This window comes from Streptomyces sp. NPDC058697, assembly GCF_042715345.1.
GTDB classification, from domain to species: domain Bacteria; phylum Actinomycetota; class Actinomycetes; order Streptomycetales; family Streptomycetaceae; genus Streptomyces; species Streptomyces liliifuscus.
Genome location: NZ_JBHXSU010000009.1, coordinates 161,580 through 188,398, shown reverse-complemented (window position 1 = coordinate 188,398; position 26,819 = coordinate 161,580). Strand labels below are relative to the sequence as shown.

The window sequence follows — 26,819 nt, the reverse complement described above, 5'->3', positions numbered from 1 at the left end:
GTGTTTCACGTGAAACCGATCGACCCGCGACTGCTGCGATACGCCCGAGCCACCCGCCTGTTCCTGATCGCGGTCGTCGGTCTGGGAGTTGTGGGGGCGGGGCTGGTCATCGCCCAGGCGATGCTCATCGCCGAAGTGGTGGTCGGTGCCTTCCAACACGAACTGTCGGTTGCCGAACTCCGTAACCCGCTCCTGCTGTTGGCGGCGGTCGCGGTCGGCAGGGCGTGTGTCTCCTGGCTCACCGAACTCGCCGCGCACCGGGCGAGCGCGGCGGTCAAGTCGGAGCTGCGGAGGCGGTTGCTGGAGCGTGCGGGTGCGCTCGGTCCGGGCTGGCTCAGTGGACAGCGGACCGGTTCGCTGGTCGCGCTCGCCACCCGCGGGGTCGACGCGCTGGACGACTACTTCTCGCGCTATCTCCCGCAGTTGGGGCTGGCGGTGGTCGTGCCGGTGGCGGTGCTCGCGCGGATCGTCACCGAGGACTGGGTGTCGGCCGCGATCATCGTCGGCACCCTGCCGCTCATCCCGATCTTCATGATGCTCATCGGCTGGGTCACCCAGTCGCAGATGGACCGTCAGTGGCGGTTGCTGTCACGGCTCTCGGGCCACTTCCTGGACGTGGTCGCGGGACTGCCCACGCTCAAGGTGTTCGGTCGGGCCAAGGCGCAGGCCGACTCGATCCGCCGGATCACCGGGGAGTACCGGCAGGCGACGATGCGGACCCTGCGGATCGCCTTCATCTCGTCCTTCGCGCTGGAACTGCTCGCCACGATCTCGGTCGCCCTGGTCGCGGTGACCATCGGAATGCGGCTCGTCCACGGCGAGATGACGTTGTACGACGGCCTGGTCGTCCTCATTCTCGCGCCCGAGGCCTATCTGCCGCTGCGGCAGGTGGGGGCGCAGTACCACGCGGCGGCGGAGGGGCTGTCCGCCGCCGAGGAGATCTTCGAGGTCCTGGAGACCCCGGAGCCGACGTCCGGGACCGGCGCGGTGCCGTCCTCCGGAGGAGTTCGCTTCGAAGGGGTGACGGTCCGGTACCCCGGACGGTCCTCGGACGCGGTGTCGGACGTGTCCTTCGCGGTCGACCCCGGGGAGACGGTGGCACTCGTCGGGCCCAGCGGAGTGGGCAAGTCGACGCTGTTGAACGTGCTGTTGGGATTCGTGGAACCCACGTCGGGGCGGGTGTGTGTCGGGGGAGCCGATCTCACCGGGACCTCCCTGGAGGAGTGGCGTTCGCAGGTCGCCTGGGTGCCGCAGCGGCCCCATCTGTATGCCGGGTCTGTCGCCGAGAACGTACGGCTGGCGCGGCCGGACGCCGACGACTCCGCGGTGCGGCGGGCGCTGGCCGATGCCGGGGCTCTTGAATTCGTGGACGCGCTGCCCGACGGCGTACGGACGGTACTGGGTGAGGAAGGTGCCGGGCTGTCCGCCGGGCAGCGTCAACGGCTCGCGCTGGCACGGGCGTTCCTCGCGGACCGGCCCGTGCTGCTGCTCGACGAGCCGACGGCCTCGCTGGACGGGGAGACCGAGGCCGAGGTCGTGGAAGCGGTCAGGCGCCTGGCCGTGGGGCGGACCGTGCTGCTCGTCGTCCACCGGCCGGCGCTGCTGGACGTGGCAGACCGGGTGGTGCGGCTGGAGCCGGAGGCACCCGTCGCGGTGGACGGTTCCGTGGGCTCCGGCGGTGGCAAGGAGCTTCGGGCCGACGTGGTGGCCTCGGTGCCCGCGGGCGGCGAGGATGACGCGACCCTGCCCCTGAAGGGGCGGGAAGGCGTGCTCGCGCGTGTGCGGGCCATGGCCGGGCCTCGGCGTGGGCGGCTGGTGCTTGCGCTCCTGCTCGGCAGTCTCGCGCTCGGCAGTGCCGTCGGCCTCATGGCCACCTCCGGCTGGCTGATCTCTCGGGCCTCGCAGCAGCCGCCCGTGCTCTATCTGATGGTCGCGGTGACGGCCACGCGGGCGTTCGGGATCGGGCGGGCCGTTTTCCGGTACGCCGAGCGGCTCGTGTCGCACGACGCGGTGCTGCGGATGCTCGCCGACACCCGGGTCGCCGTGTACCGGCGCCTCGAACGGCTCGCGCCCGCCGGGCTGCGTACCGCTCGCCGCGGTGATCTGCTCTCGCGGCTTGTCGCCGACGTCGACGCGTTGCAGGACTACTGGCTCCGCTGGCTGCTCCCCGCCGCGGCCGCGGCCGTCGTGTCCGCCGGCTCCGTCGGGTTCACGGCCTGGCTGCTGCCGGAGGCCGGGGCCGCCCTCGCGCTCGGGCTGCTGGCCGCCGGGGTGGGTGTCCCGCTGCTGACCGGTGCCGTTGCCCGCCGTGCCGAGCGCCGGCTGGCCCCGGCACGCGGAGTACTGGCGACGCGGGTGGCCGATCTCCTCACGGGCACGGCCGAGTTGACGGTCGCGGGTGCGCTGCCCGCGCGTACCGCCGAGGTGCGGCGGGCCGACGGCGAGCTGACCCGTATCGCCTCGCGCGCCGCCACCGCCACCGCGCTCGGCGACGGGCTCATCGCGCTGGTCTCCGGACTCACCGTCGCGGCCACCTCCCTCGTCGGCGCCCAGGCGGTCCTCGACGGGCGGCTCAGCGGCGTGGCGATGGCCGTCGTCGTCCTCACCCCGCTCGCCGCCTTCGAGGCCGTCCTGGGGCTGCCGCTCGCGGTCCAGTACCGCCAGCGGGTGCGCAAGAGCGCGGAGCGTGTGTACGAGGTGCTGGACGCGCCCGAGCCCGTACGCGAACCGGAGCGGCAGTTGGAGGCGCCCGGGTCGCCGTTCCCCGTCGTCGTGAAGGGCCTGGTCGCCCGTCACGCCGGACAGGAGCGGGACGCGCTCGCCGGGGTCGACCTGACCCTCGAACGCGGGCGTCGCACTGCCGTGGTGGGGACGTCCGGGGCGGGCAAGACGACCCTCGCCCAGGTGTTGCTGCGGTTCCTGGACGCGGGCGCGGGGACGTACACGCTGGGTGGCGTCGACGCGTACGGCATGGACGGTGACGACGTACGGCGGCTGGTCGGGCTGTGCGCGCAGGACGCCCATCTCTTCGACAGTTCGGTACGGGAGAACCTGCTGCTCGCCCGGAAGGGCGCCACCGATTCCGCGCTGCGGGACGTGCTGGGGCGGGTGCGGTTGCTCGACTGGGTCGACGGGCTGCCCGACGGGCTGGACACGTTGATCGGGGAGCACGGGGCGCGGTTGTCCGGGGGGCAGCGGCAGCGGCTCGCTCTGGCGCGGGCGTTGCTCGCGGACTTTCCCGTGCTCGTTCTCGACGAGCCCGCAGAGCATCTCGATCTGGCGACCGCGGATGCGCTCACCGCTGATCTGCTGGCCGCGACCGAGGGGCGTACGACGTTGCTGATCACGCATCGGCTGGCGGGGCTTGAGGCGGTCGACGAGGTGATCGTGCTGGATGACGGGTGTGTGGCGCAGCGCGGGGCGTACGCGGAGTTGGTGCGTGGGGAGGGGGCGTTGCGGGGGATGTTCGAGCGGGAGAGCCGGACGGAGCGGTTGGTCGGTGTGCGGTGAGGGTTGGTGCGGTGGTGGGTCGGCCGCGGGCTGTGGGGGCTGGTCGCGCAGTTCCTCGCGCCCCCAAGAAAGCCGGGCTGCCGTGCGCTCTGTGAGGAGGGTTCGGCTTTCCTTCGCAAAAGGGACTAATTAGGCTCTGTGTATGCCAGACGTGCCGAGTTCCGGTGGTGTCCCGGGTTCTGATGACGTGCCGCGGTTGCTGGAGGCGATGCGGGCGGTGGGGAGTGGGCTTGAGCTGCGGTCCACGTTGGAGCGGATCTGCGGGACCGCGGCGGAGCTGGCGGACGCGCGGTACGCGGCGATCGGGGTGGCGGCGGAGGACGGGGACGGGCTTGCCGAGTTCGTGTATCAGGGCGTCGACGGGGAGACGGCCCGGCTGATCGGACGCCTGCCGGACGGGCACGAGGGGCTCCTGGGGGAGCTCCTCCGCGAGTCCGAACCCGTGCGGCTCGCGGAGCCGACGGAAGACCCCCGGTCGTGCGGGTTCCCGGAGCACCATCCGCGAATGCGTGGCTTCCTCGGGGTGCCCATCCCTGTGCAGGGGGAGATCTTCGGCAACCTCTATCTGGCCGAGAAGCGCGGCGGAGAGCCGTTCGACGACCACGACCTCGACATGGTGCGCGTGCTGGCCGGGGAGGCGGGCATCGCCATCGGGAACGCGCGTCTCTACGAGGCCGCCAAGCAGCGCGAGCGCTGGATCGACGGATCCGTGGCCGTCACGACCGCGCTCCTGTCCGGCGGGGACGCCGACGAGGCCCTGCAGGTGGTCGCTGAACAGGCCCGCCGGCTCTCCGACTCGGCCGCCGGACTCGTACTGCTGCCCGCGGCCGAGGGCGGTCTGGAGATCGTCGCCGTGTCGTCCGAGCGGCCGTCGAAGGCGCTGGGCCTGGTCGTGCCCGCCGAGAACGAGGTGGTGGGCGAACTCCTCGCGGGAGAAGCCGTGTTCGTCGAGCACGCGGCAACCGACCCGCGCATGATCGGCGACCTCTCCGGCGGCTACGGGCCCACGATGCTTCTGCCCCTCCAGAGCGGTGGCCGCGTCATGGGAACCCTCGTGATGGCTCGCTGGGAGGGCGTGCGGCCGTTCTCGGAGACCGAGCGCAGCCTGGCGACGCAGTTCGCCTCGCAGGCCGCTCTGGCGCTGATGATGGCGGAGGCACAGCGTGATCGGGAGCGGCTCGCGGTCTACGAGGACCGCGACCGGATCGCCCGTGACCTGCACGACCTCGTCATCCAGAGGCTGTTCACCACCGGGATGATGCTGGAGAGCGCTCAGCGGAGGTCTGCCGTGCCCGAGGTGCGGCAGGGCGTGGGCAAGGCGGTGGACGAACTCGACGTCACCATCCAGGAGATCCGTACCGCCATCTTCGCGCTCCAGCAGGAACCGGCCGAGGTGCCGACAGGGCTGCGGACACGCGTGCTGCGCGAGGTCAAGATGGCGGCCGTGCCGCTCGGCTTCAAGCCGTCGCACCACTTCGTCGGTCCCGTCGACATGGTGGTCGGTGAACTCACGGCCAAGAACCTCATCGCGGCCCTCCGCGAGGCCCTGTCCAACGCCTTCCGGCACGCGGGGGCGACCCGTATCGACGTCACCGTGGACGCGACCGTACGACTGCCGGACGGGCGGCCCGGCGTACGGCTGACCGTCACGGACGACGGTGTCGGCATCCCCGAGGGCGGGCGGCGCAGCGGGCTCAAGAACCTGGCGCGACGGGCGGAGTCGCTGGGCGGGGACAGTTGGTACGGGCCGGGCAGCGGGGAGCATGGGGGTGGCGCGTCGGTGGTGTGGGAGGCGCCGTACTGAAGCGGCCCGGGTGCGGTCGGCCGGTCCGGGCGGCCACGCAAGGCGACCCGCCGAAGTTCCGTCGACCAGGCCCCTGTTCGGCTCAGTGGAGTGGTCCATCCGAGACAACCGGTCCCCCAGGTGTACGACTTGAACAGGACCGGAGCCGCCCGAGCGCGACACGATCCATGTCATGCGCTCACGTCGTCGCCATCCCCTGCTCGTCCCCGTGCTGCTGTGCGCGTCGGCCGTTCTGGTGGCCCAGCCCACCACGGCAGCGGGAGACGCCGACACCCGGGGCGGCCTGAGCGCCGAGGTGGTGCGGCTGTACGACGAGGCCTCACTGGCGACACAGCAGTACGAGGCGGGGCGCCGGGAGGCCGACGTGCAGCGGGGCCGGGCGCAGCGGCTGGAGCGGCTCCTCGCGCGTGAGCGACAGGACATCGCCGCGCTGCACGGGGACCTCGGCCGGATCGCGCGCGCCCAGTACCGAAGTGGCGGCGGACTCCCGCACACCGCGCAGATGCTGCTCGCGGAGAGCCCCGAGGAGCTGATGCGCGGTCAGCGTGCCGTCTGGCAGGCGGATCTGGCGGTCAACAACGCCGTCACCAAGAGCCGCCGGGCCGAGGCACGGCTCGCCGCCGACGAGGAGAAGGCGGCGTCGGCCTGGCAGACGCTGGAGCGACGCAACGGCGAACTCGCCAAGATCAAGCGGGGCATCGAGAAGAAACTGGAAGAGGCCCAGTGGACGCTCCAGGGGCAGGCGGACGCCTCGGTCGCGGCCGGCGCCTGCCGTGGCGCCGTCCGGCTCGACCAGCCGCGAACGCGCTTCGCGCAGCAATGGGTCGCGCCGGTGGAGACGTACAAACTCTCCTCGGGCTTCGGCAGCGGCGGTGATCGCTGGGCGAGCCGGCACACCGGGCAGGACTTCGCGGTGGACATCGGCACGCCGGTGCGGTCGGTGGGCGCGGGGCGGGTGGTGAAGGTGTCGTGCGGCGGCGCGTTCGGCATCGAGGTCGTGGTGAAACACGCGGGGGGCTACTACACCCAGTACGCCCACCTGGCCGCCGTCACCGTGGAACAGGGAGGGCGGGTCGCCGTGGGGCAGTGGATCGGCCAGTCGGGCACGACTGGCAACTCGACCGGGCCGCATCTGCACTTCGAGGTACGCCTGACGCCTCAGCTGGGATCGGGAGTCGATCCACGGAAGTGGCTGGCCACGCGGGGGGTTCGGCTGTAGATCGGGTCCAGGAGAGGGCTGGTGGGGGTGCTACGGGCGGGGGCGGTAAGGGGCAGGCGCCAGGACGCCGTCCCTTACCGGCACTCGGCGAGTGTCCGCTCGGCTACCGGCGCTCCGGGAGTGTCCGCTCGACTACTGGCGCTCCGCGAGTATCCGCTCGATCACGACGGCCACTCCGTCATCGTTGTTGGCGACCGTGCGACCGGAGGCCGCCGCGATCACGTCCGGGTGGGCGTTGCCCATCGCGTACGACGTGCCCGCCCAGGTGAGCATCTCCACGTCGTTGGGCATGTCCCCGAAGGCGACGACCTCCTCGTGCGAGATACCGCGCTCGGCGCAGCACAGTGCGAGCGTGCTGGCCTTGGAGACTCCGGGGCCGCTGATCTCCAGGAGCGCGCTCGGGCTGGAGCGGGTGACGTTGGCCCGGTCGCCGATGGCCAGGCGGGCCGTCATGAGGAAGTCGTCCGGGGCGATCTCGTGGTGGAAGGCGAGGATCTTGAGCACGGGCTCGTCGGCACCGGGCGCGTCCGGCGCCAGGAGCTTCTCGGCGGGCGCGAGGGTGTCGGGGGTCTCCATGTGCAGCTTCGGATACGCCGGCTCCTGGTAGAAGCCGTACGTCTGCTCGATTGCGAACACCGTGCCCGGCGCGGCGTCACGGAGCAGCCGTACCGCGTCGAGCGCGTTCTCCCGCGCCAGCTCCCGGACCTTGACGAAGCGGTGGGCGCCGGGGCCGCCGTGCAGGTCGACCACGGCGGCGCCGTTCCCGCAGATGGCGAGGCCATGACCGTGGACGTGGTCGCTGACGACGTCCATCCAGCGGGCGGGCCGCCCGGTCACGAAGAAGACCTCGATGCCCGCCTCCTCGGCGGCGGCCAGGGCGGCGATCGTGCGCGGCGAGACGGACTTGTCGTCGCGCAGCAGGGTGCCGTCGAGATCCGTGGCGATCAGCCGGGGCGGGAGAGTGGAGGCCGGGTTCCCGGGCCGTCGGGTCGCTGAGGTCACTTCCTCATTCTCCCGCATATGCGCGCACGGGCGTGCGGCGGTCCGCACATCTGAGTGACGCCTGGTCTCACCTGCACCTTTGTTCGTCCAGGGGCGTGGTGCGGCCATTCTGGAGGGAGCCCGGTGAAGGTCCGTCGAAACGGCCGCCCGATCGCCCGATCAGCCTTGGCAACGGGCCTTAGGAACGACCCTCGGGACCGGGCCTCGGGAACGGGCTTCAGGAACGAGGTGCCGGAGCGAGCCGTCAGCGCCAGGCGCCAGAGCCCCGTCCAGGATCTCAGCCGAGTTGCCCGACCGCCTCCATCGCGATGTGCTCGAAGACCTTCTCGTCCGCGGCGAAGGCCGGGTAGTCGGCGACGGGCCAGTGGATCACGATGTCGGTGAAGCCCAGCTCCATGTGCCGGCCCGCGAAGTCGACGAACGCGTCGAGGGACTCCAGCGGACGCGCGCGGTCCGGGGTGAAGCCGGTGAGCAGGACCTTGTCGAGTTCGTTCACGTCACGGCCGACCGTCTCGCACGCGGTGGCCAGCTTCTCTACCTGTCCGCGAATGGCCTGAACCGACTGCTCGGGCGTGCCCGTCTCGAACAGCTTCGGGTCGCCCGTCGTCACCCATGCCTGCCCGTACCCGGCGGCGAGCTTCAGCCCGCGCGGCCCGGTGGCGGCCACCGCGAAGGGCAGCCGGGGGCGCTGGACGCACCCGGGGATGTTGTAGGCCTCGCGCGCCGAATAGAACGTGCCGTCGTAGGAGACGGAGTCCTCGGTGAGCAGCCGGTCGAGCAGCGGTACGAACTCGCCGAAGCGGTCGGCCCGCTCGCGCGGCGTCCAGGGCTCCTCGCCGCTCTTCAGCAGCGTCGTGGCGTCGAAGCCGTTGCCGCCCGCGCCGACGCCCAGCGTGATCCGGCCACCGGAGATGTCGTCCAGCGCGATCAGTTCCTTGGCGAGGGTCACCGGATGCCGGAAGTTCGGGGAGGTCACCAGCGTGCCGAGGCGCAGCCGGTCGGTGGCTCCCGCGGCGGCGGTGAGCGTCGGTACGGCCCCGTACCAGGGACCCTCGCGGAACGTCCGCCACGACAGATGGTCGTACGTGAACGCGGTGTGGAACCCGAGCTGCTCGGCGCGCTGCCAGGCGGAACGCCCTCCCTCGTGCCAGCGGAGGTACGGCAGGATCACGGTGCTCAGGCGCAGACTCATGCCTCAGAGCCTAAGCGGAGCCGCGGGGCACGCCCCAAACGGCCGGTAGGCGGGCCCATGCAAGCCCGCGGGGCGGGTCTGGGCAAGCCCACGGGGACGGGCCCCGGACAAGCCCGCGGGGCGGGTCTGGGTAAGCCCGCGCCGATGAGTCCGGGCAAGCCCGCGGGGGCGGGTCCGGGCAAGCCCGCGCCGATAGGTCTGGGCAAGCCCAGGGGGATGGACCCGGGCCAGCCGCTGCGATGGGTTCGGGCCGGCCCGCGGGACGACCCGCGTCCGCTCAGTGCGGGGCGGGAAACCGCAGGTAGCGCGGGGGTACGGCGGCCGTGAGCCAGACCCCGTTGGCGCTCACCCGGAACTCGTGGCCGTCGCGGTGCATGGCGGCGGCGTCCACGGAGAGCACGACCGGACGGCCGCGGCGGGCGCCGACACGGGTCGCGGTCTCGCGGTCGGCCGAGAGGTGCACGTCGTGCCGGTTCATCGGCCGCAGCCCCTCGGCGCGGATCGCGTCCAGGCTGTGGGCGACGGTCCCGTGGTAGAGGTACGCGGGCGGGGCCGCCGCCGCCAGGCCCAGGTCGACCTCGACGGAGTGGCCCTGGCTGGCGCGGATCCGCGAGCCGTCGATCGCGAAGCGCCGCTTGTCGTTGTTCGCGACCACGTGGTCGAGTTCGTCCCGGGTGAACCGGAATCCGTGCGCCGCCGCCGCGGCCATCAGCGTCTCGATCTCGACCCAGCCGGCCTCGTCGAGCGTGAGCCCGATCCGCTCGGGCTGATGCCGCAGGTGCTTCGAGAGGTACTTCGACACCTTCACGGTGCGTCTTTCGTCCATCCCGCCAGAGTGCCTGGCGAGACGCTCGTCACGCATTTGATTTTGACCCGGAGGTTTGATCCACAGCCAAGTGCGTTATCCACAGGGTCAGTTGGAGAATCTGTGGACAACTCGCCGACACTTTACGACGGTTCGTCAACTTTCCCAGGGTCGGCATGATTTGCGGCGAGCGCGTCCAAGGCACGGGCTCTGACCTCCCGTTCGGCGGCCACGGCGATGAACTCGGCAACGTTCTCCGCGCCGACGAGCCGCTCCACAGCGGACATTGTCTCCGCGGGGACGGCCACGGATCGCGTCTCATCCGCAGACACCGGGGGCTGCTCCGCACCGAGGTGCCGGCGCAGATGCCGGTTGGCGAACATCCGCATCGCCCGGGCGAGTTCGGCATCCACCGTCTGGCGTGCGAGCGGCCGCAGCCGTCGTACGAGCGCGGCCGCTTCGGCGGCATCCGCGTCGGTCGGCGGGTGCTCGCCGAGATAGCGGGCGAATACGTGCTCGCTGGTGAACTCCAGGAAGCGCGAGGCGATGTGCTCCACCTGGCCCCTCAACTCCCGCAGATGGCCCGAGATCGCGGACAGCGGGACGCCCGCCTCGTACAACTCCGCTGCCACGGCCAGCTCTTGGGGGCTCGGCACGAGGAACGTGTCCTCGCTCCCCGGAACGCGTTCGAGCACCCCGAGCTCGACGGCGTCGGCCACCGCCGTGTCGTCCGGGTGACCGCCGAACCGCTCGTCGAGCTCGGCCCGCGAGATACGGACCGCCTCCTCGTCCGTCCACGGCCCGTCGACCTCCGCGACCAGGCCGAGCACACCGCCGAGGCCCCGGCCCGCGTCCCAGGCCTCCAGGAGTTCCTTGATCGAGGCCAGCGTGTAGCCGCGGTCCAAGAGGTCGGCGATCTGCCGCAGCCGGGCCAGATGGGTGTCCGAGTACACGTTGGCGCGGCCGCGCCTCTCGGGCCGGGGGAGCAGCCCGCGGTCCTGGTAGGCACGGATCGTCCGGACCGTGGCACCGCTGTGGTGCGCCAGGTCCTCGATCCGGTACGCGACGCCGGCCGGCTCGTCGTCCACGATCCCCGCCCTCCCGAGTCCTCGTCGCCACCCGATACCGCTACCTGATACCGCTATCTGAACCGCCACCCGATACCGCCATCTGAACCGCTACCCGATCGCGGCTCTGCCGATCGCCCCCGCCGCCGTCCGGGCCGCGGGCGACTGCGCCAGATACTCGACCGCCCTGCGCATCGAGCCCTCCTGCGAAGGATGGTACGAGCGCCGCAGATAGCGCGGCACGGCGGAGCCGAGCTCCTTCCACGTGGGCAACAGCCCTTTGCGCACCGCCCGGTTGTGCTCGCCGAGCGAGTAGCGCAGCCGTCCGGCCAGCCGCGGGTCGTGACGTATGAGGTAGGCCGCGCCCCAGGCCCACATGTACAGCATCACGGGGGCGGTGACCGCCATGCCGGCGACCCTGCGCGCATACCGGGGAAGGCCCTCGCCGCCGCAGTGCTGGTACATGTCGAAGGCGACCGCGCGGTGCTCCACCTCCTCCGCGCCGTGCCAGCGCAGCAGGTCGAGCATGACCTCGTCGGCCCCGGCACGGTCGAGCCCCTCGGCGGCCAGCACCCAGTCGCCCAGGACGGCCGTGAACTGCTCGATCGCCGCGATCACCGAGAGCCGGAAGCGCAGCCACTCCCGGGCCGATATCCGTGCGCCGAGCGGCGGGGTCTCGCCGAGGATCCTCTGGAAGAGGTAGTCGACGTGCTTCGTGTATGCGGCCGTGTCGAGGTCCTGTGCGGCGAGGTGGTCCAGCACGTACGAGTGCTGCACGCTGTGCGTCGCCTCCTGGCCCATGAACCCCTTGACGTCCTTGAGGAGTTCGGGGTCGCGGACCAGCGGGAGGCCCTCCTTGAAGACCTTCACGAACCACCGCTCCCCCGCCGGCAGCAGCAGGTGCAGCACGTTGATGACGTGGGTCGCGGTCGGCTCGTCCGGTATCCAGTGGAGCGGGGTCTCCTCCCAGTCGAAGGACACCCGCCGCGGCGTGATCGGGTAATGGTCGCTCACGGTGGTGCCTTCATCGGTCACAGGGGTGGCTCCATTCGTGCGATCGCGCGCAGCGCTCTCGGCGTGAAGCGGGACATGAGGCGGCCGCCGCGCGCCTCCGCGGTCACGGGGACCACGGCCTGGTTGCGGACGACCGCGCGGAGCACGGCCTCGGCGACCTTCTCCGGCGGGTAGTTGCGCAGCCCGTACAGCCGGGCGGACTTCTTCTGGCGCCGCTTCTCCTCGTCGGCGTCGACCCCCGTGAAACGCGCGGTCGACGTGATGTTTGTGTTGATGAAGCCCGGGCAGATCGCCGTGACTCCGATGCCCTGCCCGGCCAGTTCGGCGCGCAGGCATTCGCTGAGCATCAGCACCGCCGCCTTCGAGGTGCTGTAGGCGGGCAGCGTCCGGGAGGGCAGATACGCGGCCGCGGACGCCGTGTTGACGATGTGGCCGCCCTGTCCGCGCTCGGCCATCTGCTTCCCGAAGAGCCGGCAGCCGTGGATCACGCCCCACAGGTTGACGTCGAGGACGGTGCGCCAGTCCGCCGCGGTCGTGTCGAGGAACGAGCCGGACAGGCCGATCCCGGCGTTGTTCACCAGGACGTCGACCACCCCGTACTCCGCGGCGACCTTCTCGGCGAGCTTCTCCATGGCCTGCTCGTCGGAGACGTCCACCGTCTCGGCCCAGGCCTGAGGGGCACCGATGAGCCGGGACAGCTCCGCGGTGCGGGCCGCGCTCTCCGCGTCCCGGTCGACGGCCACCACGCGTGCGCCGGCCTCGGCGAACGCGAAGGCGGTGGCCCGCCCGATACCGCTGCCCGCACCGGTGACCAGCACCAACTGCCCGCCGAAGCGGTCGGCGTACGGGCCTGTCGCCGCCGGTGCGGTCCTGCCGCCCTCGGTGGTGGTCACGAACTCGGTGATCCAGGCGGCCAGTTGGTCCGGGCGGGTGCGCGGGATCCAGTGCTTGGCCGGGAGCGTGCGGCGCGTCAACTGCGGGGCCCACAGCTCCAGCTCGTCGTAGAGCTTCTCCGACAGGAACACGTCCCCCAGTGGCGTGATGAGCTGCACGGGCGCGTGTGCGTACGCGTCGGCGCGCGGCCTGCGCAGCCGGGCCCGTACGTTGTCCCGGTACAGCCAGGCGCCGTGCGCGGCGTCCGTGGGCAGCGACGAGGTCGGATAGTCGCCCCCGGGGACCTTCTCCAACCGCCGCAGGATCTTCGGCCACTGCTTTCCCAGGGGGCCGCGCCAGGCGAGTTCGGGCAGTACCGGGGTGTGCAGCAGGTACACGTACCAGGACTTGGCGCCCTGGCCGAGGAGTTGGCCGACCCTGCGGGGCGTCGGGCGGGACACGCGCTTCTTGATCCAGTGTCCGAAGTGGTCGAGGGAGGGCCCCGACATCGACGTGAAGGAGGCGATCCGCCCCTCGGTGCGCTTGACCGTGGTGAACTCCCAGGCCTGGACCGAGCCCCAGTCGTGGCCCACCAGGTGGACGGGACTGTCCGGGCTGACCGCGTCCGCGACCGCCAGGAAGTCGTCCGTCAGCTTCTCCAGCGTGAACCCGCCGCGCAGCGGCTGCGGCGCAGACGACCGGCCGTGGCCGCGCACGTCGTACAGCACGACATGGAAGCGCCCGGCCAGACGAGCGGCGACCTCGGACCACACCTCCTTGGAGTCCGGATAGCCGTGCACGAGCATCACCGTGGGCTGCGCCGGGTCGCCCAGTTCGGCGACACACAGCTCGACCCCGCCCGTACGCACCCAGCGCTCACGCGCACCCTCAAGCGTCACTTGTCCTCCGCCCAGCGCCGCACGTGCGGCAGATCGTCGTCCAGCCAGAAGGCGCTCTGCTCGGGGTCCTTCGAGTTGGTGACCACCAGGATCTCCTCGAACTTCGCGCCCGTGCCCCGGAATCCGAGGTGCGGCTCGACCGCCCACAGGCCGGGCCGGGGAGGGTGGTCGGAGAACCTGTACGGCGACCACAGCGGGGACCAGCCGTCACGGTGACCGTGGATCGCGTCGCTCGCCAGGCCCTTGAGCGACTGCGTGCCGAACCCGAACAGATGCGGTGACCAGCGCCGTTCCCTGACCCGGTCGACCTTGTGCGCGATCACCCCGAAGGGATACGCCCGGTGCCGGTTCGCGTAGCCCTGGCGGACCATGAGCAGGTCCACGTCCTGGTAGATCTCGCGCAGCGGGCGCCGCTCGCGCACCTCCCGCAGGATCAGCTCGCGGTGGGCCTCCAGGTCGGCGAGGAGCCTGTCCTGCAGCGGGTTGGGCCCCAGCGAGCCGGAGTACCCGATGTCCGCGGTGAAGCCCTTGTACACCGGCGCCATGTCGAGGATGAACGGCATCCCCGCCTCCAGGCGCCGGTTGGTGGGGAAGAACTGCAGCGGGATCCGGAAGTCCACGAACGCCGTACGGTCCCCGAACCAGGCGAAGGGCAGATGGAACCAGTCCCGTACGCCGCGCTCGCGCAGCCACTCGCGCTGCATCCGCGCCGCCTCGCGCTCGGTCACGCCCGGCTTCAGCTGCGCCGCGACCGCCTCCGCGCATTCGTACGTGAGCCGCTGCACCTCTCTGAACCCCCGCAGTTCCGCGGTGGGTCCGCCGCCCTTCCCCGAAGAAGTCCCTGGTGAAGCCGTTGCCGCTGCCACTGCCGAGGTCATGCCACCGTCCGTCCCACGCCGACTGCCGTACACGCCCGCAACTTGACACTGATGAATGTGACAATTGTTGGAGGCTGCGTCAATAGGCGTGCACGCGACCTGTGGACAACCGGGCCGCTGTGGACAACCGGCCCCGACGGCCGACCCGATGGGGACAATCGGGTCGAGACGGGCCCCGCGTGATGCCGGTCGTCCGCCGCCGGTTGTTCGACCTCAGGGGGACCCCTACGGGCCCGTAATACCCGAGAGGGACGCCGATACAGCTCCCAGGGTTGACGACCACTGTGGTCTGCGCCACTACCTTCGAAATGTGACTGTGATCGCGACCGAAAGCCTGAGCAAGCGGTTCCCGAGGGTGACCGCTCTTGACCGGCTCTCCGTGGACGTCGGGCCCGGTGTGACCGGACTCGTCGGAGCCAACGGAGCCGGCAAGTCCACACTGATCAAGATCCTGCTGGGTCTGTCCCCCGCCACCGAGGGCCGCGCCGAAGTGCTCGGACTCGATGTCGCCACCAAGGGCGGCGACATCCGTGAGCGCGTCGGGTACATGCCGGAGCACGACTGCCTGCCGCCCGACGTCTCGGCCACCGAGTTCGTCGTCCACATGGCGCGCATGTCCGGCCTGCCTCCGACGGCGGCCCGCGAGCGCACCGCGGACACGCTGCGCCACGTCGGCCTCTACGAGGAGCGCTACCGCCCCATCGGCGGCTACTCGACGGGCATGAAGCAGCGAGTGAAACTCGCCCAGGCGCTGGTCCACGACCCGCAGCTGGTCTTCCTGGACGAGCCGACGAACGGCCTGGACCCGGTCGGCCGTGACGAGATGCTCGGCCTGATCCGCCGTATCCACACGGACTTCGGCATCTCCGTCCTGGTCACCTCGCACCTCCTCGGCGAGCTGGAACGCACCTGCGACCACGTCGTGGTCGTCGACGGCGGCAAGCTCCTGCGGTCCAGCTCCACCACGGACTTCACGCAGAGCACGGCGATACTCGCGATCGAGGTCACCGACACCGACGAGCACCCGGACGGCACCCGCGCGGTGCGCGACGTGCTCCACGCGCGCGGGATCGACACCCACGACGGCAGCGGACTGCCCGGCGCGGGCCACATCCTCCTGCTCACGGCGGAGGGCGAGGAGACGTACGACGTCGTACGGGACGTCGTCGCAGACCTGGGCCTCGGTCTGGTGCGCATGGAGCAGCGCAGGCACCACATCTCGGAGGTCTTCAAGGACAGCGACGAGCAGGCTCTCCAAGGCGGCGACGAACAGCGGAAGGAGGCGGTCGGCCATGGCGGTTGAGCAGCCCCCGGCACAGACCTCGGCCCAGGCCACGGCCCCGGCCCGCCCGGGCGAGCAGACCCGGATCCACAACATCGGCTACCGCAACTACGACGGCCCGCGCCTGGGCCGCGCGTACGCCCGCCGTTCGCTCTACTCGCAGTCCCTGCGCGGCGCCTACGGCCTCGGCCGCTCGGTGAAGTCCAAGGTGCTGCCGATGCTGCTCTTCGTGGTCATGTGCGTCCCCGCGCTGATCATGGTCGCGGTCGCCGTCGCCACCAAGGCGAAGGACCTGCCCGTCGACTACACGAGCTACGCGGTCATCATGCAGGCCGTCATCGGCCTGTACGTCGCCTCCCAGGGACCGCAGGCCGTCTCAAGGGACCTGCGCTTCAAGACCGTGCCGCTGTACTTCTCGCGCCCCATCGAGACCGCCGACTACGTCCGCGCCAAGTACGCGGCGCTGGCCTCGGCACTGTTCATGCTCACCGCCGCACCACTGCTCGTGCTGTACGTGGGCGCGCTGCTGGCCAAGCTCGACTTCTCCGACCAGACCAAGGGTTTCGCACAAGGGCTCGTCTCCGTGGCACTGCTCTCTCTCCTCTTCGCCGGCATCGGCCTGGTCATCTCGGCGGTCACGCCCCGGCGCGGCTTCGGCATCGCCGCCGTCATCGCCGTACTGACCATCTCCTACGGAGCCGTCTCCACCGTCCAGGCCATCGCCCACTCGCAGGACAGCACCTCGGCGATCCCCTGGCTCGGCCTCTTCTCACCCATCACGCTCATCGACGGCGTACAGACCGCCTTCCTCGGCGCGTCGTCCTCGTACCCCGGCGAGGTGGGCCCCTCGTCCGGACAGGGCGTCGTCTTCCTCCTCGTCACCCTGGGACTCATCGCCGGTTGCTACGGCCTGCTGATGCGCCGCTACCGAAAGGTCGGACTGTGACCACGCTCACCATCGACCACGTGTCGCGCTGGTTCGGCAACGTGGTGGCCGTCAACGACGTCACCATGACGATCGGCCCCGGCGTCACCGGCCTGCTCGGTCCGAACGGCGCGGGAAAGTCCACCCTCATCAACATGATGGGCGGCTTCCTGGCCCCCTCCACGGGCAGCGTCACGCTCGACGGCCAGGCGACCTGGCGCAACGAACAGATCTACAAGCAGATCGGCATCGTGCCCGAGCGCGAGGCGATGTACGACTTCCTCACGGGCCGCGAATTCGTCGTAGCCAACGCCGAGTTGCACGGCCTCGGCGACAAGGCCGCCCAGCGGGCCCTCGCCACGGTCCAGATGGAGTACGCGCAGGACCGCAAGATCTCCACGTACTCCAAGGGCATGCGCCAGCGCGTGAAGATGGCCTCGGCGCTCGTCCACAACCCGTCCCTGCTGCTCCTCGACGAGCCCTTCAACGGCATGGACCCGCGCCAGCGCATGCAGCTCATGGACCTGCTGCGGCGCATGGGCGACGAGGGCCGTACGGTCCTCTTCTCGTCCCACATCCTCGAAGAGGTCGAGCAGCTCGCCTCGCACATCGAGGTGGTCGTCGCCGGACGACACGCGGCGAGCGGCGACTTCCGCCGGATCCGCCGTCTGATGACCGACCGACCGCACCGCTATCTGGTGCGTTCCAGCGACGACCGTGCCCTCGCGGCCGCGCTCATCGCCGACCCGTCGACGTCCGGTATCGAAGTGGACCTCCAGGAGGGCGCGTTGCGCATCCAGGCGGTCGACTTCCCACGCTTCACGGCACTGCTGCCGCGGGTGGCCCGTGACCACGGCATCCGGCTGCTCACGGTCTCGCCGTCCGACGAGTCCCTCGAGTCCGTCTTCTCGTATCTCGTCGCGGCGTAGGAGGCCAAGATGTACGACCCCACAGTCGCCCGGCTCACCTACCGCGGCCTGCTCGGCCGCCGCCGGGCCCTCATCCTGGGCGCCCTGCCCGCCCTGCTGATCGTCATCTCCGTGGCCGTTCGCGCCTTCACGGGCGCCGACGACCAGGTGGCCTCGGACGTCCTCGGCGGGTTCGCGCTCGCCACGATGGTGCCCATCATCGGCGTCATCGCGGGCACCGGCGCGATCGGCCCCGAGATCGACGACGGATCGGTCGTCTACCTGCTCGCCAAGCCGGTCAAACGCCCCACGATCATCTTCACCAAGCTGATCGTCGCCATAGCCGTCACCATGGCGTTCTCGGCGATCCCGACGTTCCTCGCGGGAATGATCCTCAACGGCAACGGCCAGCAGATCGCCGTCGCCTACACGGTGGCCGCGCTGGTCGCCTCCATCGCGTACGCGGCGATGTTCCTGCTCCTGGGCACCATCACGCGGCATGCGGTCGTCTTCGGACTCGTCTACGCCCTTGTCTGGGAGACCCTCTTCGGGTCCCTGGTCTCCGGGGCACGCACGCTCAGCGTCCAGCAGTGGTCCCTCGCCATCGCCCAGAAGGTGTCCGGCGGCGACCTCGTCACGTCGGACGTCGGGCTGACCACGGGGACGGTGCTGCTGGTCGTGGTGACCGTCGCCGCCACCTGGTTCGCCGGGCAGAAGCTGCGGTCGCTGACGCTGGCCGGCGAGGAGTAACCGCTCCGGGGAGTCGGGGCGGCTCCACGCGCGCGTGACCGGACGTTCCGGGGCTCGCGCGCGTGGAGCCACTTTTGATCTTGAGATCGGCTTTACACGCAGAACGGCACACTTGCTCGAGGGGATGCACAGCGAGGAGGAACGGGGATGGCAGCGCAGGCACCACGGAGCGAAGGACAGGGCCCGGGCGACGGTCAGGGCCAGGGGGCGCCCGAGGACGACTGGGACGAGCTCGTCCTGGACGACGACTTCATACGGTCCGCCGACACGGCCGAGCCGTCCGCGCGCGCCCGGATGCTCGCGGCCCGCTGGCGCGACGGCGGACCCGACCCGCAGCCCTGGCGCTCCGACGAGCCGCCCGCGGGCTGGTTCTTCAGCAAGGCACGGCGCCGCAGGTGGCGTCGCCGGTAGCCGCTCCGGTCGACTTCCACCGGCCGGCCCTGCCGGACGCCCCCTTTCGGGCGCCCCCCCGGCCGGGCGCCCCCCCCGGCCGGGCGCCCCCCGGCCGGGCGCCCCCCGGCCGGGCGTCCTCCGCCCGTCGCTCCTGCAGGACACCTTCCGCTCGGCGCCTTCCGCAGGCGTTCCCTGTAGGGCGCCCTTCGTCGGCGCCACCCTCCGCGCGGCGTCTTCCGACGGGTGCCGTGCTCTGCCGGGTGCCGTGCTCGGCCGGTGATTTATTCGGTGGCGTCCAACTCGGCGTACGGGCACAGTGGTTATGTCCAGGTCGCCGGGTTCCTCCGGCGCCACGATCCGGGAGAGGAGCGCGACGATGCCCGTCAGTAGCAGTTCGTCGAGCTCCCAGCAGGGCAGCCGGCGGGATCCGGAGTAGTTACCCCTCCGTCGAGTCCGCCCCACACGGGGAGCTGCCCGGGGCGGCCGCTTCGAGCGCGCACATTGGCGCGGGCCGCCCACCCGGAGGATTGGCCGAGCGGTAAGGCACCGGCTTGCTAAGCCGTGGTCGGGGTTGACCCCCCGCGCGTGTTCGATCCACGCATCCTCCGCCAGACGCTGTCGCTGTGACTCGGCGGCGTTCGAGACGCCGCTCCGCGGCGAGATTCCTCGCCGCCCGCCGCGCCGCCGCCCGCCGTCCGCCCCTTCGCCCCCTTGGGGCGGGGCTCAGCGTGTGCTGCAGTCGATTCCTCCGGCAACCTCTCCGGCAGCGCCGGGGGTGGGCGGGGGCGCTAGCCCAGCAACCTCTCCAGCACCACCGCGATGCCGTCGTCCTCGTTCGACAACGTCATCTCGTCCGCCACGGCCTTGAGTTCGTCATGGGCGTTGGCCATTGCCACGCCGTGGGCCGACCACGCGAACATCGGGATGTCGTTCGGCATGTCACCGAAGGCGATCGTGTCGGCGGCCTTCACACCCAGGCGGCGGGCCGCCAGGGAAAGGCCCGTGGCCTTGGACAGGCCGAGGGGGAGGACCTCGACGATGCCCTCGCCCGCCATCACGACGCTCACCAGACCGCCGGCCGCCGCTCGCGCCGCGGCCGCCAGCTCGTCGTCGGTGAGCTCGGGATGCTGGATGTACATCTTGGTCAGGGGCGCGGCCCAGAGCTCCGCGACATCGGTGAACGGGACGGCCTCCAGCTGGCCCAGCACCCGGTAGCCGGGGCCGATCAGGACATCCCCGTCGACGCCGTCGCGGCTCGCGGCGACGGCCAGCGGGCCGACCTCCGCCTCGATCTTGGCCAGCGCGAGACCGGCCACCTGCCGGTCCAGGGTCACCGACGTGAGCAGGCGGTGCGCTCCGGCGTCGTACAGCTGCGCGCCCTGGCCGCACACCGCGAGTCCCTCGTATCCGAGTTCGTCGAGGATGTGGCGCGTCCAGGGCACCGCGCGGCCGGTGACGACGAGGTGCGCGGCGCCCGCCACGGTGGCCGCGGCGAGCGCCTCACGCGTGCGCTCCGAGACCGTGTCGTCGGAGCGCAGCAACGTTCCGTCGAGATCGGTCGCGACGAGCTTGTAGGGGAACGCTCCGGTGCCCCCGGAGTCCCCGGTCGACGTGGTCGAGCCGGTCGGGGCCGTCGGCCCAGTGGTGCCGGTCACTTGGAGATCGGCTCCAGCACCTCACGGCCGCCCAGATACGGACGCAGCACCTCGGGAACCCGTACGGAACCGTCGGCCAGCTGGTGGTTCTCCAGGATCGCCACGATCGTGCGCGGTACGGCGCACAGCGTGCCGTTCAGCGTCGCGAGCGGCTGCACCTTGTTCTTGCCGTCGCTGGTGTCGCGCATCCGCACGGACAGGCGGCGGGCCTGGAAGCCGTCGCAGTTCGAGGCCGAGGTCAGCTCGCGGTACTTGCCCTGGGTCGGGATCCACGCCTCGCAGTCGAACTTGCGCGAGGCGGACGAACCCAGGTCGGCCGACGCCACGTCGATGACCTGGAAGGGCAGCTCAAGTCCGGTCAGCCACTGCTTCTCCCACTCCAGGAGCCGCTGGTGCTCGTTCTCGGCGTCCTCGGGGTTCACGTACGAGAACATCTCGACCTTGTCGAACTGGTGCACGCGGAAGATGCCCCGGGTGTCCTTGCCGTACGTGCCGGCCTCGCGGCGGAAGCACGGCGAGAAGCCCGCGTAGCGCAGGGGCAGCTTGTCGGCGTCGAGGATCTCGTCCATGTGGTACGCGGCGAGGGGGACCTCGGAGGTGCCGACCAGGTAGAAGTCGTCCTTCTCCAGGTGGTACACGTTCTCCGCGGCCTGGCCGAGGAAGCCGGTGCCCTCCATGGCGCGCGGGCGGACCAGCGCCGGGGTCAGCATCGGGATGAAGCCGGCCTCGGTGGCCTGCGCGATCGCCGCGTTGACGAGGGCGAGCTCCAGGAGCGCGCCGACACCCGTCAGGTAGTAGAACCGCGAGCCGGACACCTTGGCGCCGCGCTCGACGTCGATGGCCCCCAGCGCCTCGCCGAGCTCCAGGTGGTCCTTGGGCTCGAAGCCCTCGGCGCCGAAGTCGCGGATGGTCCCGTGCGTCTCGAGGACGACGAAGTCCTCCTCGCCGCCGACCGGGACGTCGGGGTGCACGAGGTTTCCCAGCTGGAGCAGGAGGCGCTTGGTCTCCTCGTCGGCCTCGTGCTGCTCGGCGTCGGCCGCCTTGACGTCGGAGGCGAGCTGGCCGGCCTTCTTCAGCAGCTCGGCCTTCTCGTCCGCCGAGGCCTTGGGGATCAGCTTGCCGAGCGCCTTCTGCTCGGAACGGAGCTCGTCGAAACGGACGCCGGACGACCTGCGCCGCTCGTCGGCGGAGAGGAGGGCGTCGACAACGGCGACGTCCTCTCCACGGGCGCGCTGGGAGGCGCGAACACGGTCGGGGTCCTCACGAAGCAGGCGAAGGTCAATCACCCCACAAGGCTACCGGTGCGGGGTTCCGACTCACGACTCGGTATTCCGTTCTGTCGCTTCTGTCACGTATTGGGGGAATTGATGAGGCGCTTCAATGGGCGTCAATGAAAAGAGAGCGGCTCCCTGGAACGGGGCAGGTGGGATTCGGTCGGTTGACTCGATTCCCTTGTGGAGAACGGGACTTGAGAACTGGGTTGTCCACAGAAATCCACACCCCGGAAAAGTTATCCACAGGCTGTGCGAAAGATCTGTGGACATCGGAAGTGATCGTTCCCAAGGCTGTGTGCAGGGCCAGGAATTCCCGGACCAAACCCTCCCTACATGCACTTTCGAGTGGAAATGGTTCGCTCTATGGGATTGGCCAACAGAAACGGGTGGACGAAGGGTGACCGATGGGGCTGTGGACGGACTTGTGGGCTGTGGGCCGATTTGTCGACTGAGTCGCGCTTCGTTGTCGACTTGTCCCCAGGTCGAGAAGCGCGCCTGTGGATAACTTCTGTGGACAGAGACAATCTGCAGGTAGGACCGGCCGGAACGGCGCGGTGGAGCCGACGGCTCCGCCTGGGAAACCGCCCGGAGGACGGCCAGTGGCTGCCGGGTTGCCAACGGGTGTCCGCTCGGCAGCGGCAGCCGTGAGAGAAGCCTGCTCCGCGAGCCGAGTCCAGCAAGCCCCGTTCAGTGAACCCCGTTCAACGAACTCCGCTCAGCGAACCCCGCCAAAAGGCCGAGCTCGGCAAAGCCCGCTCAACAAGGCCCGCCCAGCAGACCCTGCTCGGCAAAGCCCGCCCAGCAAGGCTGCTCAGCCAAGCCCGTTCAGCAAGCCGCGCAGAGTAAGTTCGCAGAGCAGGCCGCACTGAGCAGGCCGAGCAGAGCAAGCCCCGCTCAGTGACCCGCAGGGCAAACCCCGCCTAGAACCGGCCGTCCTGGCAGCGTGCCAGCCAGTCCGAGGCTGCCGCGAACTCGCTGTCCGACGTACCGGCCCGCGGCGCGCGTACGTCCTTGGGGTCGACGTCGGCCTGCGGATAGGACCCGAGGAACCGCACCTGCGGGCAGATCCGCTTGAGGCCCATCAGCGCCTCGCCGACACGGCGGTCCGCGATGTGGCCCTCGGCGTCGATGGCGAAGCAGTAGTTGCCGATGCCCTCGCCGGTCGGCCGGGACTGCAGCAGCATCAGGTTGATCCCGCGGACGGCGAACTCCTGGAGGAGTTCGAGCAGGGCACCCGGGTGGTCGTCGCGCTGCCAGATGACCACGGAGGTCTTGTCCGCTCCGGTCGGCGCCGCGGGCCGGGCGGGCCTGCCCACCAGGACGAACCGGGTCTGCGCGTTCTCCGCGTCGTGGATCCCCGTCTCCAGGGCCTTGAGGCCGTACCGCTCCGCCGCGAACTCGCCCGCGAAGGCCGCGTCGTAGCGCCCCTCCTGCACGAGACGGGCGCCGTCCGCGTTGGAGGCCGCCGACTCCCAGATGACGTCCGGGAGGTTGTTCTTCATCCAGTTGCGGACCTGCGGCTGCGCGGCCGGGTGCGCGCTGACCGTCTTGATCTCCGACAGCTTCGTGCCCGGGCGGACCAGCAGCGCGAAGGTGATCGAGAGAAGGACCTCGCGGTAGATCATCAGCGGTTCGCCGACGGCCAGTTCGTCGACCGTGGTGGTGATGCCGCCCTCGACGGAGTTCTCGATCGGTACGAACGCGGCCTCGGCCTCGCCGGCCCGGACCGCGTCGAGTGCGGCGGGCACGGACACCATCGGGATGAGCTGCCGGGTGGCCGACTCCGGAAGAGTCCGCAGAGCGACTTCGGTGAAGGTGCCCTCGGGGCCGAGATACGCGTAGCTGGCTGGCATGGCCTCACCCTAATGGGCCTTGTGCGGCCCGGCTCCCGCTTCCGGTCCCAGCCGTTCCAGCCGCCCGGGCCGCCTCAGCCGCCTCAGCGGGCGGATCTCACCCCTCCAGCAACTTCTGCCCCACGTACTCCCCCTCCGCCGCCCCGCCCGGCACCGCGAACAGGCCGCTCGACTCGTGCCGGATGTATGTGGACAGCGCGTCACCGCGGTCGAGCTTGCGCTGCACCGGTACGAAGCCTCGCAGCGGGTCGGCCTGCCAGCAGACGAAGAGCAGCCCCGCGTCCGGGACACCGTCCGCGTCGATGCCGTCGTGGAAGGAGAACGGCCTGCGGAGCATCGCGGCGCCGCCGTTCTCGTCGGGCCGGGTGATACGGGAATGGGCGTTGATGGGGACGACGAGCCCGCCGTCGGCGTCGGTCTTCTCCAGATCCATCTCGGTCGTCTCGGTGCCGCCGGAGAGCGGTGCCCCGGTGGCCTTCCGCCGCCCGATCACGTCCTCCTGGGCCTTGACCGAGAGCGTCTCCCAGTCGTCGAGGAGCATGCGGATACGGCGTACGACGGCGTACGAGCCGCCCGCCATCCACGACGGGTCGCCCGCCTCGGGCACGAAGATCCGCCGGTCGAAGTCGGACTCCGACGGCTTGGGATTGCGCGTGCCGTCGATCTGCCCCATCAGGTTGCGGGCCGTCATGGGCTGGGAGGTGGCTCCCGGCGTGCGGTTGAAGCCGTTCATCTGCCAGCGCACCTTCGCCGCCTGTCCCGCGTCCTTCTGGATCGCGCGCAGGGCATGGAACGCGACGAGGGAGTCGTTCGAGCCGATCTGCACCCACAGGTCGCCGTTGCTGCGGGCCTTGTCCAGGTGGTCAGAGGAGAAGTCGGGCAGCGGGTCGAGGGCGATCGGCCGCTGCTTCTCCAGTCCCGTACGGGCGAAGAAGCTGTGGCCGAAGCCGAAGGTGACCGTGAGGGACGAGGGTCCGGCGTCGCGTGCCACGTCCGTGTCGGCGCTCGCGGACGCCTCGCCCGCCATCAGCCGCTTGGCCGTCGTCGACCAGCGCCGCAGCAGCGCGGCCGCCTCCTTGCGGCCGGCGCCCGCCGCGAGATCGAAGGCGACCAGGTGGCCGCGGGCCTGCAGCGCGGTCGTGATGCCGGGCTGATGTTTCCCGTGAAACATCACCTCGTCCGCGCCGAGCGAGCTGAGGAGCGCCGTCCGGTCGGCGGAGGGCGCCGCCGCGTATCCGGCGGCCCCGCCCGCGGCGCCGAGCGCGAGCCCGGTGGCACCGGCGGTACCGAGCAGGCGGCGCCGCGAAATGACGCTCTTGGAGGGGGTCTCTTCGGAAACGGCCCCCCTAGGAGGGGCATTTTCGGAAGAGGCCCCCTTGGGAGTGGACTTGGAGGAGGCGGCGGCCTTCTTGGAGACGCGCTTCTGAGGAGGTGCCCCTTCGACAGGGGCACCCGGGGAGGACGTCTCCGGAGTGGACTGTTCAGCCATGGTCTCGTTCAGCCGATCTGCGCGTTCTTGTCCACGGTCACCTGGTCGATGTCGGAGGTCCGGACCGTCACCGCGATCGCCCAGTTGCCCGCCATCGGGATCTGTACCCCGCTCGCCGTCCAGTGTCCGGTGGCGATCCGGTCGGGGACCACGGGCAGCGGTCCGATGTCCTTCGCCTTGAGGGTGAAGGAGACCTTGACCTCGGGGATGTCGAAGGCCTTGCCGTTCGGCCGCTGTACGTAGACGTGCATGTCGTTGCCGCCGACGCGGGCCGGGTCGATCTCGACACGCGCGAGGCCCTTGCCGTCCTTGCCGCCCGTGTCGAACGGGATGTCCACGGCCAGTGCCCCGGTGGCCTCCTGCGAGCTGGCGGCGGTGGCGGCCTCGGCCTCCTCCACCGTGCGTCCGGGCTCGGTGGACGTCAGCACCGTCGTGACGGCCAGCAGGACCACCGCGACGCCTGCCTCGGCGAGCACCGAGCGGCGCAGGCCCGAGCGGAGCGGATCGGCGTCCCGCTGGCGCTTGTCGCGCGCGGTGGCCACCGCGGCCCGCTGCCGGGCCAGTTGGGTGGCCCGCTTGCCGTCACCGACACCCGCGGACGCGGCGGCCGGCTCCTTCTCGTCCTCGGACTCGCGGTCCTCCTCCGAGGTCGCCGCGGAGGTCTTCGCGGAGGTCTTCGCCGAAGCCTTCGCGGAGCTCGCTGCGGAAGTCTTGGCCGGGGCCTTGGCAGAAGCCTTGGAAGAGGTCTTCGCGGTGGCCTTGACCGGCGTGGCCGCCGAGGTCTTCACGGCCTTCGCGGCCGGTGCCTGCGACAACTGCGCCGTCCAGCGCCGCGATATCCACGCGATACCGACGAGGACGACCACCAGGCCGATCTTGACCAGCAGCAGCTGCCCGTACGAGGTCCCGGTGAACGCGGACCAGGAGCCGAGCTGTCGCCACGACTGGTAGATGCCCGTCGCGGCCAGCACGGCCACGCTGCCGAACGCGATGCGGGAGAAGCGGCGTACGGCGGACGCCTCGATGGACGGCGCGCGGTAGAGCGCCACGAGCAGCGTCGACAGGCCGCCCAGCCAGACGGCGACGGCGAGCAGGTGCAGCACGTCGACGGGCATCGAGATTCCGGTCTGGATACCGGTCGAGGCGTGCTCGGCCATGGCCCAGGTCGCGGCCAGACCCGCCGCCACGACGAACCCGCCGATGGCGAGCCCGAAGGTCAGATCGCCCTTCTCCTCGTCGTCCTCGCGCTTTTCGTACGCTCCGAAGAGCACGGCGATGAACAGGGCGCCCGCGGCGAGCAGCAGCAGGCGCGAAACCAGTGCCGCGCCCGTCTTGGTCTGCAGCACATCGCTGAGCAGGGCCAGGTCGAAGATGTCCCCGACCTTCCCGGAGCCGGTGTACGAGCCGCGCAGCAGCAGCATGGCGAGCGTGGCCCCGGTCAGCGCGAGCCACCCGGAGACCACGAGCCGCTGCACAGACCGCTCACCGGTACCCCGCTGCCAGCAGGCCAGCACGAAGGCCGCGCCGCCGACGAGCAGGATGAAGCCCGCGTACGAGAGATAGCGCGCGAAGCCGTAGAGCCAGCCCACCACTCCGCCGCCGGCCTCCTGGTCGGAGACGGAGACGGACGTCGTCGAGGGGGCCCCGATGGAGAAGGTGAAGGCACCGGAGACGGGGTGGCTGTCCGCCGACACCACCTGGTAGGTGACGGTGAACGTGCCGTCCGGCAGACCCGAGTGCAGCTTCACGGAGTACGTGTTCGTGCCCTGCTCGCTGGTCTTCCCGGTGTCGACGCGCTTGCCCTTGGGGTCGAGCACGCGCACCGAGCCGTCGGACATCGCGACACCCTCGGAGAAGGTGAGCGACACCTGGGCCGGCGCCTCCTTGACCACCGATCCCTGCTGGGGGTCGCTCGCCGTCAGGGCGGCGTGCGCGGAGACGGGCGCCGACCCGGCGAGGAGCGCGCCGATGACGGCGAGGAGCAGCAACAGCAGCGTCCGGACGCGGGGAGCGATGGTCTGACTCAC

The 26,819-nt window shown here is 70.8% G+C and carries 20 protein-coding genes and 1 tRNA gene; 9 read left to right on the top strand and 12 right to left on the bottom strand.

Features of this window, described 5'->3' with window-relative positions; translation table 11 throughout:
• Positions 1 to 9: 9 nt before the first annotated feature.
• From cydD to ACFWXQ_RS22895, 3 genes are all read left to right on the top strand, one after another.
• Complete coding sequence (gene cydD / locus ACFWXQ_RS22905; protein WP_383936030.1) at positions 10 to 3,510, top strand: thiol reductant ABC exporter subunit CydD; 3,501 nt, start codon at positions 10 to 12, stop codon at positions 3,508 to 3,510.
• A 142-nt stretch (positions 3,511 to 3,652) separates the two neighbouring features.
• A complete protein-coding gene (locus tag ACFWXQ_RS22900; RefSeq protein ID WP_383936028.1) occupies positions 3,653 to 5,314 on the top strand; it encodes a GAF domain-containing protein in 1,662 nt (553 codons plus the stop codon).
• A 172-nt stretch (positions 5,315 to 5,486) separates the two neighbouring features.
• On the top strand, positions 5,487 to 6,533 hold the full coding sequence (locus tag ACFWXQ_RS22895; protein ID WP_383936026.1) for a M23 family metallopeptidase: 1,047 nt from the start codon (positions 5,487 to 5,489) through the stop codon (positions 6,531 to 6,533).
• Between the two features lie 132 nt (positions 6,534 to 6,665).
• Here the strand turns inward: ACFWXQ_RS22895 and ACFWXQ_RS22890 are convergent, their stop codons facing one another.
• The 7 genes from ACFWXQ_RS22890 to ACFWXQ_RS22860 all read right to left on the bottom strand — a co-directional run bounded on the left by ACFWXQ_RS22890 (position 6,666) and on the right by ACFWXQ_RS22860 (position 14,263).
• Positions 6,666 to 7,553, bottom strand: a complete 888-nt coding sequence (locus ACFWXQ_RS22890; RefSeq protein ID WP_383936024.1) for a Cof-type HAD-IIB family hydrolase — start codon at positions 7,551 to 7,553, stop codon at positions 6,666 to 6,668.
• Between the two features lie 259 nt (positions 7,554 to 7,812).
• Positions 7,813 to 8,727: an LLM class flavin-dependent oxidoreductase gene (locus tag ACFWXQ_RS22885; RefSeq protein WP_383936022.1), complete on the bottom strand. Its 915-nt coding sequence runs from the start codon at positions 8,725 to 8,727 to the stop codon at positions 7,813 to 7,815.
• A 277-nt stretch (positions 8,728 to 9,004) separates the two neighbouring features.
• Positions 9,005 to 9,553 (bottom strand): RNA 2'-phosphotransferase, encoded by a 549-nt coding sequence (locus ACFWXQ_RS22880; protein WP_383936020.1) that lies wholly within the window; start codon positions 9,551 to 9,553, stop codon positions 9,005 to 9,007.
• A gap of 122 nt (positions 9,554 to 9,675) precedes the next feature.
• Entirely contained in the window at positions 9,676 to 10,620 is a 945-nt protein-coding gene (locus ACFWXQ_RS22875; protein ID WP_383936019.1) for a MerR family transcriptional regulator, read from the bottom strand.
• A 90-nt stretch (positions 10,621 to 10,710) separates the two neighbouring features.
• Positions 10,711 to 11,634 (bottom strand): metal-dependent hydrolase, encoded by a 924-nt coding sequence (locus ACFWXQ_RS22870; protein ID WP_383936017.1) that lies wholly within the window; start codon positions 11,632 to 11,634, stop codon positions 10,711 to 10,713.
• The gene (locus ACFWXQ_RS22865; RefSeq protein WP_383936016.1) at positions 11,631 to 13,385 is read right to left on the bottom strand and encodes an SDR family oxidoreductase; all 1,755 of its coding nucleotides are present in this window, start codon (positions 13,383 to 13,385) and stop codon (positions 11,631 to 11,633) included. The genes ACFWXQ_RS22870 and ACFWXQ_RS22865 overlap by 4 nt, the downstream gene beginning before the upstream one ends.
• On the bottom strand, positions 13,382 to 14,263 hold the full coding sequence (locus ACFWXQ_RS22860; RefSeq protein WP_383936014.1) for a M24 family metallopeptidase: 882 nt from the start codon (positions 14,261 to 14,263) through the stop codon (positions 13,382 to 13,384). The genes ACFWXQ_RS22865 and ACFWXQ_RS22860 overlap by 4 nt, the downstream gene beginning before the upstream one ends.
• Positions 14,264 to 14,579: 316 nt before the next feature.
• Here ACFWXQ_RS22860 and ACFWXQ_RS22855 point away from each other — a divergent pair, with 316 nt between their 5' ends.
• The 6 genes from ACFWXQ_RS22855 to ACFWXQ_RS22830 all read left to right on the top strand — a co-directional run bounded on the left by ACFWXQ_RS22855 (position 14,580) and on the right by ACFWXQ_RS22830 (position 19,132).
• Positions 14,580 to 15,566 carry an ABC transporter ATP-binding protein gene (locus ACFWXQ_RS22855; protein WP_055613974.1) on the top strand — a complete coding sequence of 329 codons (987 nt, stop codon included), beginning with the start codon at positions 14,580 to 14,582 and terminating at the stop codon, positions 15,564 to 15,566.
• The gene (locus ACFWXQ_RS22850; RefSeq protein WP_359715437.1) at positions 15,556 to 16,491 is read left to right on the top strand and encodes an ABC transporter permease subunit; all 936 of its coding nucleotides are present in this window, start codon (positions 15,556 to 15,558) and stop codon (positions 16,489 to 16,491) included. Before ACFWXQ_RS22855 ends, ACFWXQ_RS22850 begins: the two co-directional genes overlap by 11 nt.
• Positions 16,488 to 17,399 (top strand): ABC transporter ATP-binding protein, encoded by a 912-nt coding sequence (locus tag ACFWXQ_RS22845; protein WP_359844183.1) that lies wholly within the window; start codon positions 16,488 to 16,490, stop codon positions 17,397 to 17,399. The genes ACFWXQ_RS22850 and ACFWXQ_RS22845 overlap by 4 nt, the downstream gene beginning before the upstream one ends.
• A 9-nt stretch (positions 17,400 to 17,408) precedes the next feature.
• Entirely contained in the window at positions 17,409 to 18,128 is a 720-nt protein-coding gene (locus ACFWXQ_RS22840; RefSeq protein WP_383936011.1) for an ABC transporter permease, read from the top strand.
• A 147-nt stretch (positions 18,129 to 18,275) separates the two neighbouring features.
• Positions 18,276 to 18,539, top strand: a complete 264-nt coding sequence (locus ACFWXQ_RS22835; protein ID WP_383936009.1) for a hypothetical protein — start codon at positions 18,276 to 18,278, stop codon at positions 18,537 to 18,539.
• Positions 18,540 to 19,042: 503 nt separating this feature from the next.
• Positions 19,043 to 19,132: transfer RNA gene (locus ACFWXQ_RS22830), tRNA-Ser, on the top strand.
• 177 nt (positions 19,133 to 19,309) lie between these two features.
• Here the strand turns inward: ACFWXQ_RS22830 and ACFWXQ_RS22825 are convergent.
• The 5 genes from ACFWXQ_RS22825 to ACFWXQ_RS22805 all read right to left on the bottom strand — a co-directional run bounded on the left by ACFWXQ_RS22825 (position 19,310) and on the right by ACFWXQ_RS22805 (position 26,819).
• Positions 19,310 to 20,176 (bottom strand): HAD family hydrolase, encoded by an 867-nt coding sequence (locus ACFWXQ_RS22825; protein ID WP_383936007.1) that lies wholly within the window; start codon positions 20,174 to 20,176, stop codon positions 19,310 to 19,312.
• Positions 20,173 to 21,462, bottom strand: a complete 1,290-nt coding sequence (gene serS / locus ACFWXQ_RS22820) for a serine--tRNA ligase (protein WP_383936005.1) — start codon at positions 21,460 to 21,462, stop codon at positions 20,173 to 20,175. Before serS ends, ACFWXQ_RS22825 begins: the two co-directional genes overlap by 4 nt.
• Positions 21,463 to 22,370: 908 nt before the next feature.
• Positions 22,371 to 23,303, bottom strand: a complete 933-nt coding sequence (gene pheA, locus ACFWXQ_RS22815) for a prephenate dehydratase (RefSeq protein ID WP_383936003.1) — start codon at positions 23,301 to 23,303, stop codon at positions 22,371 to 22,373.
• Positions 23,304 to 23,400: 97 nt separating this feature from the next.
• Positions 23,401 to 24,792: an iron uptake transporter deferrochelatase/peroxidase subunit gene (efeB, locus tag ACFWXQ_RS22810; RefSeq protein WP_383936001.1), complete on the bottom strand. Its 1,392-nt coding sequence runs from the start codon at positions 24,790 to 24,792 to the stop codon at positions 23,401 to 23,403.
• 8 nt (positions 24,793 to 24,800) lie between these two features.
• Positions 24,801 to 26,819, bottom strand: coding sequence for a copper resistance CopC/CopD family protein (locus ACFWXQ_RS22805; RefSeq protein ID WP_383936000.1), 2,019 nt, complete (start codon positions 26,817 to 26,819; stop codon positions 24,801 to 24,803).

Bases quoted from the DNA above. Each gene is read 5' to 3' on its own strand.
- ACFWXQ_RS22895 (WP_383936026.1), top strand. From the start codon at position 5,487: ATGCGCTCACGTCGTCGCCATCCCCTGCTCGTCCCCGTGCTGCTGTGC.
- ACFWXQ_RS22850 (WP_359715437.1), top strand. From the start codon at position 15,556: ATGGCGGTTGAGCAGCCCCCGGCACAGACCTCGGCCCAGGCCACGGCC.
- ACFWXQ_RS22885 (WP_383936022.1), bottom strand. From the start codon at position 8,727: ATGAGTCTGCGCCTGAGCACCGTGATCCTGCCGTACCTCCGCTGGCAC.
- ACFWXQ_RS22880 (WP_383936020.1), bottom strand. From the start codon at position 9,553: ATGGACGAAAGACGCACCGTGAAGGTGTCGAAGTACCTCTCGAAGCAC.
- ACFWXQ_RS22900 (WP_383936028.1), top strand. From the start codon at position 3,653: ATGCCAGACGTGCCGAGTTCCGGTGGTGTCCCGGGTTCTGATGACGTG.
- efeB (WP_383936001.1), bottom strand. From the start codon at position 24,792: ATGGCTGAACAGTCCACTCCGGAGACGTCCTCCCCGGGTGCCCCTGTC.
- ACFWXQ_RS22840 (WP_383936011.1), top strand. From the start codon at position 17,409: ATGTACGACCCCACAGTCGCCCGGCTCACCTACCGCGGCCTGCTCGGC.
- ACFWXQ_RS22860 (WP_383936014.1), bottom strand. From the start codon at position 14,263: ATGACCTCGGCAGTGGCAGCGGCAACGGCTTCACCAGGGACTTCTTCG.
- ACFWXQ_RS22890 (WP_383936024.1), bottom strand. From the start codon at position 7,553: ATGCGGGAGAATGAGGAAGTGACCTCAGCGACCCGACGGCCCGGGAAC.
- ACFWXQ_RS22835 (WP_383936009.1), top strand. From the start codon at position 18,276: ATGGCAGCGCAGGCACCACGGAGCGAAGGACAGGGCCCGGGCGACGGT.
- pheA (WP_383936003.1), bottom strand. From the start codon at position 23,303: ATGCCAGCCAGCTACGCGTATCTCGGCCCCGAGGGCACCTTCACCGAA.